This is a genomic window from Bacteroides sp. MSSM.1001136sp1_RTP21357st2_D2_RTP21359_211015, from assembly GCF_040913205.1.
Lineage (GTDB): Bacteria > Bacteroidota > Bacteroidia > Bacteroidales > Bacteroidaceae > Bacteroides > Bacteroides ovatus.
On sequence record NZ_JBDFVF010000003.1, the window covers coordinates 227,320 to 243,987 of the forward strand.

Consider the following 16,668-nt stretch of genomic DNA (forward strand, 5'->3'; position numbering starts at 1 on the left):
TATATATAGGTGAATCCGGTTCTTAGAGAAAGAATGAACGAAGAATAGTGGCAGCCACGATTAAAAAGATACATGCACCAAACCAGCTCGCCGCCGTTTTCGAGGTATCCGGATCGCCGGAGCTGAACTTGTTGTACACCTTAATCCCGCCGACCAGACCTACCACAGCTCCGATCGCGTAGCACAATTTCGTTCCCGGATCGAAGTAGCTTGTGACCATTTTCGTCGCTTCCGTGATACCGGCCGATCCATTTCCTTGCGCATAGAGCGAGCCTGTGGCGATTAACATAACCGCCACGAAAACAAGTTGTTTCGTATTCATAAAATAATTGAATTTGAATGTGGGCACGACAGATGGAAAAGTCCGCCGTCCCCCGTTGTTAATTAAATTTATTTGGGTTTCTTCTCGTGAAAAATGAATAGACAAGCTATCCGTAATCTCTTTCCTTCATGTACGTTTTACTTCGTTAAACAATATCACTTATGGAGAAAGTGTCCGGTATGGTTTCTGTCGCCGCTTCGCTGTCCGGGCTGTTCCGTCTGCGGTATGCCGCAAGATGCAGCTCTATCAGCGAGTCGATACGTTCCTCACGCTCCGCATCGCCGAAGGTCAGCTTGTCGAACATCGGCGTGTTGCGCAGTTCAGCCAGTGTCTTTCCGGCCTGAAGCCTTTCCTCTTCACTGGCCGCTTCACCGCTGACCGCCACACGCACCGCCAGTCCCATGTCCTCGAAGCGGATGCCCGTGGCTTGCGGCGTGCATCCCGGCAGGCATCTGTCCTGCTCGTCATCGTCTATCCGAGGATTGTCATCCGCCGGTTCTCCCCGGAACTCCAACGGGACATCCATATCTTCCATCAGTTCAAGATCTTCCGGCAGCGGACTCCCTTCGGCAAACAGCTTGTCCAGTTCCTCGGCAGAAACTATTTTCGGGTACTTTTCCTTCTCCGGTACAAAAATACCTGCTTCGCTTACAGATTTTTCGTTTTCAATTTTTTCGGGCGTTTGTGGCGTGGAGTGGCTAAGGGAAAATGTACTTTTGCCTAAAATCTCGCTCACGTCCACCGTAATCCGGGTAAGGATCTGCCCGGCTTTTTCCGCTCTCTTCCTCCGGCTGTTCCACTCGTGGAAAAGGTAGGCGGCTATCCATAACAGATAGCTACCGATAAGTAAGAATAAGATTGCTGACATGGTTTCCGGGGTTTAAAACAGTTCGGTACTTCGTTTTCTGTATTCCTTCGTGATCTCGTCCTGATAGGCGGCAAAGTGCTGTTCCAGCACATTGTCCACATAGCTGAAAATGGACATCTCGTTGTTCCCGATTGTCTGGACGATCCTCTGAATCCGTTCATGAAACTCCTTACGAAGATAGATTGTCTTGCCAAGCCGTGCGCAGACCGGTGACTCGTGGATGAACAGACGGACATATCCGCTCTCTTCACCGGACTGTCCCTTATTCCCGGCTGCTTGCGCCTGCCCGTCCGCCGGCCGACCTTCCTTGAACGAGGCGACTATGGAGTTCTCGTCAATGTCCGTCAGGTTTATTTTTTTCCGTTCGTTTCCCATAGCCTACTTCCTGATAATGGACAACAGCTCTTCCGTAATCTCTTTCAGGTTGCTGCCTTTGACCAGCGTACCGTCTGCGGGGAACAGCGTGGAACGGAACAATGCCCTATGTTCCCCTGTCAGCTCACGGCGGAACCGTTTGCTGTCCGGCAGGAAGGTCTTCAGCACTTTCAGTCCCAGCTCGCCGATCACCTGTTCATACACCTTGTACAGTTCTGATTTCTCCCGGCCGTCCACCATGTTCCACAGCAGGTACAGCCCTTTGATATTCGTCTTGCCCGTAGCGATCAGCGTGTCATTCAGCCGGCTCGCAAAGCGGAGTGTGCTTTCCATCACCACCCTGTCGGCGGCAATGGGGGAAAAGACATAGTCCATGTTCGCCAGCGTGTTCAACACGCCTGTACTGTTTACCGTGCCCGGCAGGTCGAAGAACACGATGTCTGTTTCCGGCATCTTTTCCAGCAGTTCGTCCGCTTTCGTGACAGCGTCCTCAGCCGTACTCTCCGCTACCGGATAGGCTTTCTTCCTTATCCGTTGCAGTTGTCTGTACGCCATCAGCTTGTAATGCTCGTCCTCCATGACCGTTTTCAGGTCACGTTTTCTCATCTCGGCAATGCTGTGTTGCGGGTAGTCGCAATCCACCACCGCCACATTCATCCCTTTCACATAGTGCAGGTAACTTGCCACCAGCACGGTCAGCGTTGTTTTTCCCGCTCCGCCTTTTTGCGTGGAAAAGGCGATAAAGAGTGTTTCTTTTTCCATGATGCAGTTTGTTTACAAATGATACTTTTGAATCAACGCCGCAAATAAAGAAGGAAAAAGAAGGGAAATTCATGGTTTGGGAACGGCGGGGTTCAAGTGGCCGGCTCCTGACGTGGAATGGCTGACTGAACAGCCAACCGACCGAAGTATTGTCCGTCTGATTGGCCGACCGACGGTCTGACCATACATGACACAATCCGGCGGACTGCATAGCCTGTCGGACAAACAGGAAGATAATCGGTTGCCTAATCATCCCGCCGGACAGACAGCCTTTTATCCGCTTGGTTGGCTAGTCAGCCAGCCGACCGCACCAACGTTGCAACGGCTGACCGTCTGGTTGGTTATCTGACCGGTTGGTCATTCAGTCCGTCATTACGCATCCCATTCAGGCACATCCTCAACCGCTGATTCAGCCATCATCGGCCACCCGTTTTTCCTCTTGTTCCACCCGTGTGCACAAGTGGCTTCCATTTGGCATAATGTGGCTAATGTTAGTGATATACAACTGATTATACCACTTCCTAACTTTGCGCCATCCAACCGGGAATGGGCAGTTTGCCTTCCGTCGGTCACTAATCCCCGCTTTCCCCGAAAGCGCTCTTTCCTCTCCAAAGAGGAAAGATTTATGTTCGCCAGAACATAGCCAGGCGTTTTGCGCTGAACAGCCTGCACAACTATTTCTTCGCCAAAGGGCTGGATGCCGTCCGTGAGGGAGGCATCCTTGCCTTCATCACCTCGCAGGGGGTGATGAACTCCGCTATGGCCTATCCGGTAAGGCAATACCTGATGAACCAATCCCGGCTGTTATCGGCTGTCCGCCTGCCCAACAACCTCTTTACAGATTATGCCGGTACGGAGGTGGGCAGCGACCTGGTCATCTTGCAGAAGGACACACTTTCCCAAAGGGAATACACCCCGCTCGAACGGTCTTTCGTCGAAGTCGGCACGCAGGCCGACGGGACGACGCAGAACGAGTATTTCGAGCATACCGCCGCCATCGTGCATACACGTGGCCATGTCGGTACCGATCCCTACGGCAAGCCGGCACGCATCTATCTGCATGACGGAGGTATGGAAGCCATCGCCGCCGACATGAAGTATTTCCTTGACCGCAACCTCTCGGAACAGCTCGACCTGGACTTGTATCTCCGCCATTCACCCGTGCAGGAGTTCCGCAACCTGGTGAGCCGTCCGGCGGAAACCATGCAGCAACGCATCGCACAGGTGCGGGAAATCAACCGGTCCGGTGACGTGAGCGGACATTCCACTTCTACGGATCAACAGACGGTACAGGTGGAGCGTCGGACTCCCACGCCGGAGCAGCCTTCAACGGATGCCCGGCCAACCGCCGCAAAGACCATGCCGGAGCCGGTCATGTCCCTGTACGACCTTTTCGGCTTCACCCAAGAGGAGCGTTCACAGGTCAGGAAAAGGAAAACAAGGAGCACGAAGAAGGACTCCGGGCAGTTGTCCCTTTTCGATATGCCACCGTTGGAGCAACATCCCGCCCCGACCGAACCGGCTCCCCAAGAGAAAGAGCGGCAGGAGCAGGAACGTCAGGAACGGGAACGCCGCCGGCAGGAGGAAGAGGCCGCACGTCAGGAGCGCATGAAGCCCCGTCCTTATCCGGCCGACCTACAGGGGCACCACCGTAACGGCTCTCTTGTGGACGACGACGGGCAGATAGGCTACCTTTCCGCCATCGGCGAGGCCGCACCGGTATTCAACCCGTTGGATCTGCCCGAACGCCAGCGACGCCGTGCGTCGCTATACATCGAGATACGTGACACCTACCATCACCTGTACGAGAACGAAGCCGCCACCCATGCCGAAAATCCGGCGTTGCGCACCATGCTCAACACCCTTTACGATGATTTCATCCGTCAGTTCGGCAACCTGAACGACAAGAAGAACATCGACTTGTTCCGCATGGATGCGGGTAACCGTGAGATACTGTCGCTGGAGCGTTACATCGACGGCCGGGCGGTCAAGGCCGACATCTTCGACCATCCCGTTTCGTACAACATCAACGAGATCACCCATACCGACGACGTGCACGAGGCGCTCACCGCCTCGCTCAACAAGTATGGCAACGTGAACATGTCGTACATGGAGTCCCTGACCGACAAGTCGCAGTCCGCCCTGTTGGAAGAACTGCGTGGGCGAATATTTTACAATCCCCTCTCGAAGAACTACGAGATTGCCGACCGTTTCATTTCCGGCAACGTCATGGCCAAAGCCGAACATATCGAAGAATATTTGCAGTCGCATCCCGACAACGGCGAGGCACGCATTTCCCTCGAAGCCCTGCGGCAGTCGCTTCCCACGCCCATACCTTTCGAGGATCTGGATTTCAATTTCGGCGAGCGTTGGATACCGGCGGGAGTGTACAGCCGCTACGCCTCATGGCTGTTCGACACGGACGTGTCCGTCCGCTATACCGCCAGCAGTGACGAGTACAGCATCAAGGCCGACATGATCTCCCCACGCATCATGAACCAGTATTCGGTGCGTTCGGAAAGCCGCATCTTCAACGGCATCGCCCTCATGCGCCATGCCATCCACAACACCACACCCAACATCACCAAAACCGTCTTGGACAAGACGGGCAACGAGATGAAGATACGTGATCCGGAGGTCACCCTGCTCGCCAACAGCAAGATTGATGAAATCCGGAGCGGCTTCTCCGACTGGCTCATGGAGCAGTCGCCGGAGTTCAAGCGGAAAATGGCGGACATGTACAACCGCAAGTTCAACTGTTTCGTCCGCCCCAAGTACGACGGATCGCACCAGAGCTTTCCCGACCTCGACCTCAAGGGCTTGGGGATTCCCGACCTGTACCCCAGCCAGAAGGACTGCATCTGGATGCTCAAGCAGAACGGAGGGGGCATCGCCGATCACGAGGTGGGTGGTGGCAAGACGCTCATTATGTGCTGTGCCGCCTACGAGATGAAACGTCTGGGATTGGCGAACAAGCCCCTTATCACCGGCCTGAAGGCGAATATTCACGAGATCGCACAGACTTTCGCCACCGCCTACCCCAACGCCAAAGTCCTCTATCCCGGCAAGGAGGACTTCACGCCGGAACGCCGTGTCGAGATTTTCCACCGGATGAAGAACAACGACTGGGACGCCATCATCCTCTCGCACGAGCAGTTCGCCATGATACCGCAGTCTCCCGAAATCCAGCGTGACATCCTGCAACAGGAGCTGGACAGCGTGGAAGAGAACCTCGAAGTCCTCTACCAGCAGGGTGCGGAAGTGAGCAACGCACAGATCAAGGGCATGGAGAAGCGCAAGATGAACCTTGAGGTTAGGCTGAAAGAGCTGCTCCACGAGATCGAAACCCGCAAGGACGATGTGGCGGACTTCAAGCGCATGGGCATCGACCACCTCTTTGTCGATGAATCGCACCGGTTCAAGAACCTGATGTTCACAACCCGGCACGACCGTGTGGCAGGTCTGGGCAACAGCGAGGGCAGCCAGCGTGCGCTCAACATGCTCTTCGCCCTGCGCACCATCCAGCAGCGCACCGGCAAGGACTTGGGAGCCACCTTCCTGTCGGGAACCACCATTTCCAACTCGCTGACCGAGCTGTACCTGCTCTTCAAGTACCTGCGCCCCCGGGAATTGGAGCGTCAGGGGATCAACTCCTTTGATGCATGGGCGGCGGTATTTGCCCGAAAGTCCGTCGATTACGAGTTCTCCGTCACCAACGAGGTGGTGCAGAAAGAGCGTTTCCGCTACTTCATCAAGGTTCCGGAACTCGCCTCGTTCTATTCCGAGATCACCGACTTCCGTACCGCAGCCGACATCGGCATCGACCGTCCGGAGAAGAACGAGATACTGCACAACATCCCCCCGACGCCCGACCAGAGGGAGTTCATACAGAAGCTCATCGAGTTCGCCAAGACCGGCAATGCCACCGTACTGGGCCGCCCGCCACTGAACGAGAGAGAGGAGAAAGCGAAGATGCTCATCGCCACCGACTACGCCCGGAAGATGTCGCTCGACATGCGGCTCATCGATCCGCTCTCCTACGGCGACGACAAGGACAACAAGGCCACCCATTGCGCCGATATGATTGCGAAGTATTACAATAAATACGCCGGGCATAAAGGCACTCAGTTCGTTTTCTCGGACTTGGGAACCTACAAGCCCGACCAGTGGAATCCGTATTCGGAGATCAAGCGCAAGCTGGTGGAGGATCACGGCATCCCCGAAGACCAGATACGTTTCATTCAGGAAGCCAAGACCGAGAAAAAGCGCAAGGCGATGATCGAGGCGATGAACGAGGGAAAGATACGTGTTCTCTTCGGCTCTACTGAAATGCTGGGCACGGGAGTCAACGCCCAGAAGCGGTGTGTCGCCATCCATCACCTCGACGCACCGTGGCGGCCTTCTGACTTGCAGCAGCGGGACGGCCGGGGCATCCGCAAGGGCAACGAGGTGGCCAAGCTCTATGCGGACAACAAGGTGGACGTGATAATCTACGCCGTGGAGAAGTCACTTGACAGCTACAAGTTCAACCTGCTCTACAACAAGCAGCTTTTCATCACCCAGCTCAAGCAGAACAACATGGGCTGCCGTACCATCGACGAGGGAGGCATGGACGAGAAAGGAGGCATACCCTTCTCCGAGTACGTGGCGGTACTTTCCGGAAATACCGACCTGCTCGACAAGGCACGGTTGGAGAAACGGATTGCCGGCATGGAAGGGGAGCGCAAGGCCTTCCAGCGTGGCAAGGGGGAGTCACGCATCAAGCTGGAAACTTTCCTGGCGAACCGGGCAAGCAACGATGACATCATCGCCCGTGTCAGGAAAGACAAGGCAGCCATCGAGAGCCGTATGCAGTACGACAAGGAGGGCAACAGGCTCAATCCCTTGCGGATTGACGGTGTGGCAGGCGATGATCCGAAAGTGATTGCCGCCAAGCTCCACCAGATAGAAGACAAGGAGCGTACGCACGGCCAGCCGAAAGTGATAGGCTCCCTCTATGGTTTCGACATCGTTGTCAAGACCGATACCACCGTCAAGGACGGTCTGGACTTCTGCGAGAACCGTTTTTTCGTGCGTGGCGAAGGCAACTTCCTCTACAACTACAACAACGGCCGTCTGGCAGTCGATCCGAAAACCGCCTGCCAGAACTTCATCAACGCTTTCGACAGCATCCCCCGCCTGATAGAGAAATACACGAGAGACAACGAAGCTATCGAGAAGGAACTCCCCGTCCTGGAACAGGTCGTCGGGGAAGTCTGGAAAAAGGAGGACGAGCTGAAGCAGCTCAAGGCCGACCTTGCCGCCCTTGACCGCAAGATCCTGCTCTCCCTCAAATCAGTGGATGCACAGGAAAAGAACAACGACGGAGTGATCGAAGTCGTGCCCTCCCAACCGGTAACGCCCGACGGACAGGATAACGCCCCCGCCGCCGATGCTCCGCCCGGCAGTCCCTCATCGGGCAGTGTCCCCACGCAGGACACGCCCCCTGCCGAGCCTTATGTCCACCGGATGCCCGACTTCCTCACCGACAGGCAGCGCACTCCGCCCAAACTAAGCGGAATGCCCAAAAGCATCAGCATCAAAGAGGCAATGGACGCACTCGGCGGCAAGCTCGTCACCGGAGGTGTCCCCAAACCCGGCAACAAGGACGATCCCGATTCAGATCAGCCCGAAAAGCCCAAACCCAAGCTGAAATTATAGCCCCTATAACCGAAGCCACAAAACAACCCCACCCCGCCAGCTTTCCATGAAGCAGCGGAGTGGGGTTCCAATAAATATATAATAGATATTATCTTTTCTTTTTTAGATTCCGACCTTTCTTCTTTTGAGTTCTTTTGGGAATACATGCTACATATTTAGATAAAAAGTGACAATCTTTATCTTCACTTACTATATCAACAAAATCTTTGGGAGATAAATGTTCATAAAGTCCTAATTTGTATTTCCCCTTTCTTGACATATTAATATCCAAATGATGTATAGGATGTCTGGCTTCCTTACCTTTTGCCGTTATTGGATCATAATCGTATCGCAAATAACTAGGTTCTGTGTGCAGTAATAATTCCAGAATATCTAAGGAAGCCTGAGTGTTAGAGCCATCATCATTCATCCATGCATCAATAAAATTGCCATTTGTTGCTAAAGAACTTATAATTCCAATACATTCAGATATAACTTGATTAGTTACTTCTACATTTTCTTCCGTAGAGTAAATTTTTACATTACCACCATCCTGTTTTATATTTAATGGATAAGAGACACAAAAATATTTATTGTGAGAAATAAAAAGAAAAGCTCTAGAATTTTTGCATATATCCATCATTAAAAAAGGTTTTGAAATACTATTAATATTTTCTTCGCTTAGGTGAGGAAAACTTATAAGTTTACGCGATATTAAAAGAATTAAATATGCATAGTCTTTCATTCCATCTTTATGAACCTTATAATCATCTAATTCATAGTTTTCTATAGGAATTATTACTCTTTTCATATCATTGAACTCATTAAGCTAACCATTGTTTTTAATTTTTCATAATCTAAATTTTTTATTTTATCAATATTAATAGTTGCAAGAATATTTTCTTGCATTTTCATGTCGTTTATATTTAACTCTTTAAATACTTTTTTTAGTTTTTCTGCTAAAGATTCCACTCGTTTAGCACCTTCAAACCACTTTAACATATCTTGTGTTTCCTCCTGTGTTGGAGCTGTTACTTCTATCTTTTTATCTCTTAATGTCATACGTATACCTTGTAAAATTTCTGCTGTAAGTCCATTTTCTTCACCTTTTTCAATTAAAAGATAAGAGCGAATAAAAGAACGAGTCAGCATAGTGTATAAAGTATTTCGATATGAAATTGTAGAATGAATTTTCTTTGTGATACAAATAACTATAGGAAACTCAAGTCCTTTTACGTTATTTCGATTACTAATAAAAACAGAATCTTTAGCTGTATGCTTTGTTTCATAAGCTACATTTGTTTTCCATTCAAATTGCATATTTATAATATTGACTATATTAGAAGACAAATCATAAATGTAACTTTCATCATCAATATATATAATACCAATATCTTCAGGGCTAACATTAGGAAATTCCTCTTTGATTTCTATTAATATTTTTTTTATACCATTACAAAAGTTATCTGTCCTTAATATCTCAAAACTTCGAAATTCATCATTATCATCGTCAAAACGATGTAAAGGATATCGAGTAAGAGAGAATACATTCTCTTTTTTTTCTACAATATAACCACATTGTTTCCATTCTTCTTCCTTTAACCACCATAATTTCTTTTTCTCATAAAGTCCTAACCCTAAAGCATGCGCTATCATTAGAGTTTTTGGATCTGTACGATAACAATTACTTAATAATAATGTCGGAGTCCTTTTAGTCTTTGCATTTTCTTCAAAAATACTTTGAAATATGTCGCCAGCAATAAACACTTTGTGTTCAGTAACCATTTCACACAACGTGAAAAAAGCATCATCAAAATCTTGACTTTCATCAATGAATATATAAGAAAAAGCAAAATTGTTTTTTATTTTAATAGATTTGAGTTCTTCTATAGCCTTTTTACAAGCCTTATTAAAAGAACCACATTGCCTAAAGTTCCAAAAAGGAATATCATAATAATTACAGATATAACGGTATATTCCAGAAGTTATAGAACTTGATTGTCCCCATGCATTAACACAAAGCAATTTATCCCATTCTATTTGTTTCTTTACTTTCATGAAATTGAAAAAATCAGGAATCCTTTTTCTTAAGCTATCTGCTAATATTTTGTTATGACAAGTAAAACCAATAGGTAATTTGGGATCTGTCAGATATATTTCTCTTAGTTTATGCAATAAAAGTTCTGTCTTTCCTGTTCCTGATAATCCTTGTACTATTATTTGTTTTCCTGTTCCTGTATAATCTCCATAGATAAACCTAGTTTGTTCTCCATCAAACACTTGTATTTTCTGTTTTACACGTTCAATAATACTTGTTGATTTTTCTAAAGACAGGTTTGAAACATCATTGATACTACCAATAAAAAGAGTTATAATTAATTCTAATCTCCTATATTGATTTTCGTCATGAAGTTCTAGTCGTTTAATCCATTTTATATAATCATCAATTTTATCTAAAAAACAAGATATTGTTATCTCATTTTCCCATTTACGCACCCTACCGACAAGATTACGATAGCCATAAGTATCGCTTAATGAATTAATATCTTCAAGTACATCTGTTTTATAGTCTTCAAATTGATCTTTATTATCTTTTTTAAAAGAAACAAAAGCAATTTTGTGCTTCCTCATCAAAACAATACCTACATCATGAACTTCATAACTATATTTTGAATCCGTTAAAGGATGCTGAAGAAGATATATTTGTTCTTTTACCTCTTCTGCGTAGTTACGAAGAGCATCAATAAAATCACGATTAAGATCGTTTTCAGCTATGTGTGAATAAAAATATTCCATATTCAGTTTTTATTTTTTATTTTTTATCTTGGCCCTATAAATCTATCTCCATTAAAATGAATCATATGATCTGGATTCTCCGCTATCCAAACCTCGGTTTCCCATGCAATATCAGCCACATGTTTCTTAAACTCGGATCTGTCAGGAAAAGCAGTAACATATACTTTCCCCGCTTTGCATTCTTTCATGAAATCTTCCAGTTCGATTACACGCTTAGGAGATACCGGTCCATGCGAAGTAACCACTTCAATTAAGAATAGCCATTCTTTATTACTGTCATAAATAACAATATCCGGTAGTTTGCTGTGTTCTGTGATTGGAATGCCAATTTCTTTTAAAAGCTCCTTGTTACAATAAAGGTCTTTATTAGCAGTATCACCAATATAAAGGACTTTTGCGCCTGCCGCAAAACGGGGTGCAAACTCGTTAATGACCGCCGCTTGTACTTCATTATGTTTACCCGGAGATAGCTTAAATTCTGTACCTTCAATAGTAACCGGTATCATTTCCATCTCACGGCTTTTCTCATATTCTTCAACCAATCGTCCTACCGCATCATTAAAGCCTTGAGCTTTTGTTTCCCATTCTTGGGTATTATATGATTTTATAGCTTCATAGGCTTCTGCCGTCAATTTGTAATGGGCATTCGGACTATTTACAGGTAAAGCCGGGTTATCCGGATTATAATCTACGATACGTGCTTGTAGGAACTGATGAAGTACCTGCCGTCTGAAAGTTTCCCGTGTATTGGGGGCATACGGTTGTTCTTTTTTATAGTGCTTATTAACAAATGCCATAATATCCTTGCTTATTTTTAAGCTCGTACGAGTGGCATTTGCCCAATTGTCTTTCTCCTTTAATCCGCATAATGCAAGTAAAGTCAAAGCGGATATTTCATTCTGCTGTGCCGGAGGTAAACCCAACACTGACAATATATCTTGTGCATCACTTATTTTGCTCATATCACATAAAATATTTGTTTACAATCTTATTTACGTTCACCATAGAATAATCATTCATGGCAATCAAGTCTTTTCCAATACATTCAATGACTTCAAGGGGAGGCATGGGCATTTCCCTTAGCTCCGTAGCACTGACATTTACATTTCCATTGAATGTTCTAAAATAATTATCGAATAAGTCACTATTCAATAAAGCGGCTATTCCCATTACCTCCATACGATTCAAATGCCCTTTAGGACGATAAATATAATTCAGTTTGTTTTCGATTCCTACATATGCACAAGAAGTCATATTGCCAAAATAAGGTGCGGCAATCAACCGGCTATTATCGTCTTTAGAACTAAAGCGTCGCAACAGAACATAGTTCTTGTTGGGTAACAAAGTGGAGACAGAGTTTTCATTTATACGAATGAATTGGTGCTTTCCTTCCTTCATCACAGGATGATCTGCCAACATCTTTACTACATTATGTAGCCAATATAGTGATGCGGTTCCCTCTTCTGCGGTATCACATAACTGTTCTTTTGAGCGAAACGCCACAACTGGGCCGGTGGAGATTTGAATATGATATTTATTCAGGTTGCCATTCCATGATTTGAATAACTTAATGATTTTCTCATCTTCAAGGCTGACCGGCAAATGCAATATCAATTCTTTTGAGGTAAGGTCAATGATTTCTTTCCGTTGTACTTCTTTAATTGCAGGGGTAGCCAAGTCTGAAATCCCTTCACTATATGATAAAACGACATTATAATTTGTTCTCTTTTTAGGAGAGCATTTCATTATAATTGTTTCCTGAAGCACATTATCTTTGGAAAACGTATCTTTCCGGGTATTGAAAAGGTGGACAAAATCTATCTGTATATGCTTAAACAGGAAATTACGGAACAAACGGAAATATCTTCCCGAAGTGAAACTTCTTGGGGTTATATAAATCATCTGACCTTGTTCCGCAAGCAATAAGGCTGAAATGGCCATAAATATAGAGTATATATTGGGCTGTCCGTCTATAATGCATTGAGCCGCTTTCACCCGTTTGTCCTCTTTGGAAAGCTTGAAATAGGGAGGATTGGATATGATCAAATCATATTTCTGCAAATTCACAGCCCTTTCATAAATCGTATCAGAATATAATACTGAATAATTGGATAAAATAAAGTCCTCACAATATGAACGGCAATCAATCCGGATATTATGGCGCATCCCCCATATTGTTATATATTCCAGAACCTTTTGTAATCCCGGTATAAGGTTCTCATCGGTTTCATATGTAACCAACTTTATTCGTTTTACTTTTGATTGCAAAACCAAATTCTCGATCACGGCACATGATAATATGGCGGTTCCACATCCCGGATCTAATATGGAGATAGAGTCCTTATCCATACTTATCTGTTTGCCCATAAAATAGGCGATAGATACAGGTGTGAAAAACTGACCGTTACTTTTCTTAAAAGTAGCAGTAACAGTATCAGTATATAACCTGCCTATTCTATCTGCATAGTTAGTAGGCAACTCATCTTCATAAGGCTTTACTTCAGACCAACTTATATTCATAATTGCAAAATTAGGAAAAAACCTTTGTATTCTTCTTATGAATGTATTTTTCTTTTTCTGCAGAGTCGTGATAGATGCTTGGGTATTGAGGGAACTGACTTTTTATACTCCAGTTTCTACGCCAAAAAACTGGAATATTTTAGTTCCGCACATAAAAATGACACCCCACTCAGAGACACGCCCCAGCCGAACCTTATATCCACCGAATGCTCAATTTCCTTACCGACAGGCAGTATATCCCGCCCAAACTAAGCGGAATGCCCCAAAGCGTCAGCATCAAAGAGGCAATGGGAGCGCTTGGCGGCAAGCTCGTCACCGGAGGCGTCCCCAAGCCCGGCAACAAGGACGATCCCGATTCAGACCAGCCCGAAAAGCCCAAAACCAGGCTGAAGTTATAGTCCCTATAACCGAAGCCATAAAATAACCCCACCCCGCCAGCTTCTAACGAAGCGGTGAAGTGGGGTTTATATTATCACACAACCGAAATTTTACCGCCGTAAAGTTTACTACAGTAAAATTTCATTCGGTAGATATAAAAAAATCAGCTTTTTGGAGTAAGAGCAGAATCTTATATAGTTAAAAGTATCTCTTATTCTTTCGTATAATTCAAATCAAGTTGAATACCCAATAATTTATTAGCATCTGAAATATCATTCAACTCCAAAACCTCCGTATCTACTATTAATGCCTTATATTCTTCCTCTGATAACTCTTTGGCTAATAAATCTAATGTTGATTGATTAACAGACAATATATACTGAAAATTATTGTTCACACATTCTTTTTGTGCAATTTTCAACATTGTAGCAACTTGGCGAGGGTCATTTTCTGAAACCAATCGGCTATCATGAAAAATAAATTTTACAGAATGATTATATTGTCCTTTCAATAAAGTCCAGTCAAAGCAGAAAGTTCTAACTTCATTCACGCCATCACCCGTATCATCCATTATTTTAGCCTTTATATCAAAACGCAATTTATTTGTTCCAGAATTATTTTCAATTGTGATACCGGATGTTTTATCTTCGTAGAATTGTTCCGTCAAAGACTGAAATATTAAAATATTTTTCTTTATTAAAGATTCAACTTCTTCAAGATATTTATTGGTGGAAAGATTTTCATCAGCAAACTCTTTTTTTACTTCTTCTAACTTAGTCTTATACTCTTTTACCAATTGCTTATATTGTTCCAACTTAGACAACTCCATCCTATATTCAGCTAACAGTTTGGTTAATTGGGTATAATCATCCAATGCCCCGTGAGAAGCCAAATACTGAAGTTTCTCATTCTCTTGATGTCCCAAATAGGCAATCTTACTTTCTGTTTCAGACAAAGATCGTTCAAATCGAGCTTTCTCCTGTAACAGATTAATAGTTCTATTATCTAATAGTTTTACATTAAAGGCTTCTATTTCTTCCAGCCTTTTAACAACCATATCACTTAATTGGACTTTAGCCTCATTATAGAAATCAATAAGTTGTTGTTTTGTTATATCGGGCTTGTATTGCAGACTTTTCTCAATATTGGCAATAACCATACGATACTTCATCGCCTCATTTTGACAAGACTTCAAAGAAGCAGAAATACGATCAGCATCTTTTCTAATTTCATTATAATCTTCTGCTATTACGAAATTATCAATGTTGCATTGTAATTCATTTATCTTTTTTTCCAATCCAACAATTTTTATTTCAACATTCTCTGATACTTCATCTTTCATAAAGAAAGATTTCATTATTGGATCTTTTTGTATCTTATTGCCTAAATCTTTTATTCCATCAAGATCTTCCTTTAATTTATTTTTCTTTACAATCCTATCTATATCCAATCCTAATAGATAAGAATTGTTAAGAAGTTTAACATAATCTTGTTCTTCTTTTACAAAATCCCAATATAAATCATAGCTACTTCTTTTAGGACGAATGAATCTTGAAATAAGACTTCTAAAGGTTAGATAGTTAACAGGGGTTGTCAATCCAAACACCTCTTGTCCCATGAAACTTCTGAATTCAGTTAAAGACATCTTCTCATCATTCAAAAATATTACATCTTGTTGTTCAGTTGTTCGATAAGAGGTATATTCTTTACCATTTATCTCAAAATCAAGATAAAATATCCACCCTTGAAGCAATTCCTCAAATGCAGGTATTTTATTTGAAGCAAGACAAAAATGTATTAAAGCAATTGATAATGATTTTCCAACGCTATTATATGTGTTTCTTTCGTTTTCAGTTCTCTTTTTGGCTACAATCAGAGAAATACCTTTTGAATTAAAAGGAATAGTATGAAAACTTTCTTTATTTGCTCTTAATTTAAGTAGTTTCATATTTTATAATTTCTCCGTTAGTATTTATATTAATTGTCCCTATCAAGTACAACAAGTTTATAGCCATTACAACATTATCAAAACTATGATAAGCCGGAAAAACATCTCTTGTTTTGTTAACCTTTGAATACTCCTGCCATAGTTCGTCCAATGTATAAGGTCTTTTTGCCAAAAAAGTCAATAAAATTCCGGCAAGTCCCAATAAGGACTCAGATAAACTAATATGTTTAGAAGGCAAAATCATATTTCAGGAGCTTTAAAAATATCACAATACTCAAAATAATAAGACATTAAAGTAAAAATAGCAGCATCAATAGCAACAGTATGTTGAGGATAAGCCTTTTCATAAATATAAAAAAAGATTTCATCACTCTTATTTGTAGCGTCTGGAATTACCGTTAATGCCTCATTATATAAACCATTAAACACGTTCCGAAGTTCATTCTTAATGAAATTACTGTTATATTCAAAGAAATCATTAATTACACCTTCATTTATTCTATGACTTTTTAAATACACAGCAACCTGTTCACTCAGCTTATTAAAGATGATTTTTTCTTCAAAATTTGGATTTATGGGAATCACTTCTTTTTGAGGATTAGTTTTTACTTTTAGCATGTAATCAACAACATCTTTCATCACACCATATTCAACTTCCACATTGTCTGGATTAGGAATAACACCAATAATATCATCTATTGCTACTTCATCCAAACTCAAGAAAACATCTTCTAAATCTTTACATAAGAAAGGATTAGCACAAACATCCTTATATTGAATTTCAATTTTACGTAATTCTGCAAATAAACTGGCATACGCACCTTTATACTTGTCGTTAACTACATAAAAGAAACTTTGTATGGGATAAAGAGATTGCCAGTATGCATATAATCCAGAAAAGTCCGTAACTAACTTCTCTATTGTTTCTTTCTCCTTTATCTTAAGGTGGGTTCTATCAATTCCATTTTTTATTTCTTGCATAAGGCAGCAGAACCCTTTAACTGTCTTGAGCAAGATAAT

General features: G+C 43.7%; 14 protein-coding genes. 2 read left to right on the top strand and 12 right to left on the bottom strand.

Going from position 1 to position 16,668, the window contains the following annotated elements; all coding sequences use genetic code 11:
• Positions 1 to 22 precede the first annotated feature (22 nt).
• The 4 genes from AB5217_RS04125 to AB5217_RS04140 form a co-directional block, all read right to left on the bottom strand.
• Positions 23 to 322 (bottom strand): DUF4134 domain-containing protein, encoded by a 300-nt coding sequence (locus AB5217_RS04125; protein ID WP_005800207.1) that lies wholly within the window; start codon positions 320 to 322, stop codon positions 23 to 25.
• A 145-nt stretch (positions 323 to 467) separates the two neighbouring features.
• Positions 468 to 1,190: a conjugal transfer protein gene (locus AB5217_RS04130; RefSeq protein WP_008777064.1), complete on the bottom strand. Its 723-nt coding sequence runs from the start codon at positions 1,188 to 1,190 to the stop codon at positions 468 to 470.
• A 12-nt stretch (positions 1,191 to 1,202) separates the two neighbouring features.
• Entirely contained in the window at positions 1,203 to 1,565 is a 363-nt protein-coding gene (locus AB5217_RS04135; protein ID WP_005800212.1) for a DUF3408 domain-containing protein, read from the bottom strand.
• A 3-nt stretch (positions 1,566 to 1,568) separates the two neighbouring features.
• Entirely contained in the window at positions 1,569 to 2,327 is a 759-nt protein-coding gene (locus AB5217_RS04140) for a ParA family protein (RefSeq protein WP_005800213.1), read from the bottom strand.
• A 187-nt stretch (positions 2,328 to 2,514) separates the two neighbouring features.
• On the opposite strand from AB5217_RS04140, the gene AB5217_RS04145 reads away from it, so the two are divergent.
• A complete protein-coding gene (locus AB5217_RS04145; RefSeq protein ID WP_007667382.1) occupies positions 2,515 to 2,676 on the top strand; it encodes a hypothetical protein in 162 nt (53 codons plus the stop codon).
• A gap of 23 nt (positions 2,677 to 2,699) precedes the next feature.
• Here AB5217_RS04145 and AB5217_RS04150 read toward each other — a convergent pair whose 3' ends face one another.
• On the bottom strand, positions 2,700 to 3,122 hold the full coding sequence (locus AB5217_RS04150; protein WP_368128043.1) for a hypothetical protein: 423 nt from the start codon (positions 3,120 to 3,122) through the stop codon (positions 2,700 to 2,702).
• On the opposite strand from AB5217_RS04150, the gene AB5217_RS04155 reads away from it, so the two are divergent.
• Positions 3,087 to 8,027, top strand: coding sequence for a helicase-related protein (locus tag AB5217_RS04155; protein WP_410521109.1), 4,941 nt, complete (start codon positions 3,087 to 3,089; stop codon positions 8,025 to 8,027). The two genes, AB5217_RS04150 and AB5217_RS04155, sit on opposite strands and share 36 nt — an antisense overlap.
• Positions 8,028 to 8,115: 88 nt before the next feature.
• Here AB5217_RS04155 and AB5217_RS04160 read toward each other — a convergent pair whose 3' ends face one another.
• The 7 genes from AB5217_RS04160 to AB5217_RS04190 form a co-directional block, all read right to left on the bottom strand.
• A complete protein-coding gene (locus AB5217_RS04160; RefSeq protein WP_368112641.1) occupies positions 8,116 to 8,817 on the bottom strand; it encodes a hypothetical protein in 702 nt (233 codons plus the stop codon).
• Positions 8,814 to 10,802 (bottom strand): DEAD/DEAH box helicase, encoded by a 1,989-nt coding sequence (locus AB5217_RS04165; RefSeq protein ID WP_122139709.1) that lies wholly within the window; start codon positions 10,800 to 10,802, stop codon positions 8,814 to 8,816. Before AB5217_RS04165 ends, AB5217_RS04160 begins: the two co-directional genes overlap by 4 nt.
• 23 nt (positions 10,803 to 10,825) lie before the next feature.
• Positions 10,826 to 11,764: a BsuBI/PstI family type II restriction endonuclease gene (locus tag AB5217_RS04170; RefSeq protein ID WP_032530148.1), complete on the bottom strand. Its 939-nt coding sequence runs from the start codon at positions 11,762 to 11,764 to the stop codon at positions 10,826 to 10,828.
• 1 nt (position 11,765) lies between these two features.
• Positions 11,766 to 13,322, bottom strand: coding sequence for an Eco57I restriction-modification methylase domain-containing protein (locus tag AB5217_RS04175; RefSeq protein ID WP_122139708.1), 1,557 nt, complete (start codon positions 13,320 to 13,322; stop codon positions 11,766 to 11,768).
• Between the two features lie 589 nt (positions 13,323 to 13,911).
• Positions 13,912 to 15,648, bottom strand: a complete 1,737-nt coding sequence (locus AB5217_RS04180) for a DUF2326 domain-containing protein (RefSeq protein WP_122139707.1) — start codon at positions 15,646 to 15,648, stop codon at positions 13,912 to 13,914.
• Positions 15,635 to 15,892 (bottom strand): ABC-three component system middle component 6, encoded by a 258-nt coding sequence (locus AB5217_RS04185; RefSeq protein WP_122139706.1) that lies wholly within the window; start codon positions 15,890 to 15,892, stop codon positions 15,635 to 15,637. Before AB5217_RS04185 ends, AB5217_RS04180 begins: the two co-directional genes overlap by 14 nt.
• A partial coding sequence (locus tag AB5217_RS04190; RefSeq protein WP_368112640.1) for an ABC-three component system protein occupies positions 15,889 to 16,668 on the bottom strand: 780 nt, incomplete at its 5' end. The genes AB5217_RS04190 and AB5217_RS04185, both read right to left, overlap by 4 nt.